This is a genomic window from Seonamhaeicola marinus (assembly GCF_008085455.1).
The window spans coordinates 1-790 of sequence record NZ_VSDQ01000338.1; the positions used below are offsets into that span (position 1 = coordinate 1).

The following is a 790-nucleotide window of genomic DNA, read 5'->3' on the forward strand; positions in this document are numbered from 1 at the left end:
AATATTAGCCGCTTCTGTAGCATTTGGGTAATCTGTTTTTATTTTTTCAAAGTATGATAATGCTTTACTTGCTTTTCCTAAATCTAAAGCAATGTTACCAGCTTTAAACAAATACATAGGTGTTGTAAACGCATTATCTCTCATATTTGCTGCTTTTTCATAGTACCCTAAAGCATCTTCTGGTTGGTTTAACTGTACAAAAGCGTCACCAATATTTCCTTTTGCTAAAGGCGCTAAAACTTCATCATCACTTTCAAAATCACTTAAATATTCTACAGCTTTTTCATAATCTTTCAATCTTAAATACGCTGTACCAGCATAGTAGTTTGCTAAATTAGCAGCATCTGTTCCGCTATATTCACTAATAATATCTAGCATACCGTATTTACCTTCGCCACCGTTAAGAGCTAAATTGTAAAGTGAATCTTTTTCAACTGCAGTAGTTGCTTGGTCAAAATATTTTTGAGCTTGAAACATATCATTCATAGCTGTAGTTTGTTTTGGGCCAGCAATAAACTCTCTGTAACCAATTGTACCTAAAACCACAACGGCCACTACACCAATAATGATGAATATGTATTTTTGATTTTTTTCAACAAAAGCTTCAGTTTTTGAAGCACCTTCATCTAAAGTATTAAAAACCTCTGCTGTTGTAGAGCTTTCTTCAATGTCATGTTGTTTCTCAACTTTAGTTGTAGGTTTGTATCCTCTCTTCTTGTACGTTGCCATATATTTTAAATTAATGCGCCGCAAAAATATAATTTTTCTTCATAACTAAAAGGCTATTTAT

The 790-nt window shown here is 32.7% G+C and carries 1 protein-coding gene; it reads right to left on the minus strand.

Annotated elements, in window-relative coordinates; translation table 11 throughout:
• On the minus strand, positions 1–729 hold a 729-nt coding region (locus FUA24_RS04795), incomplete at its 3' end, for a tetratricopeptide repeat protein (RefSeq protein WP_148540269.1).
• Positions 730–790 lie beyond the last annotated feature (61 nt).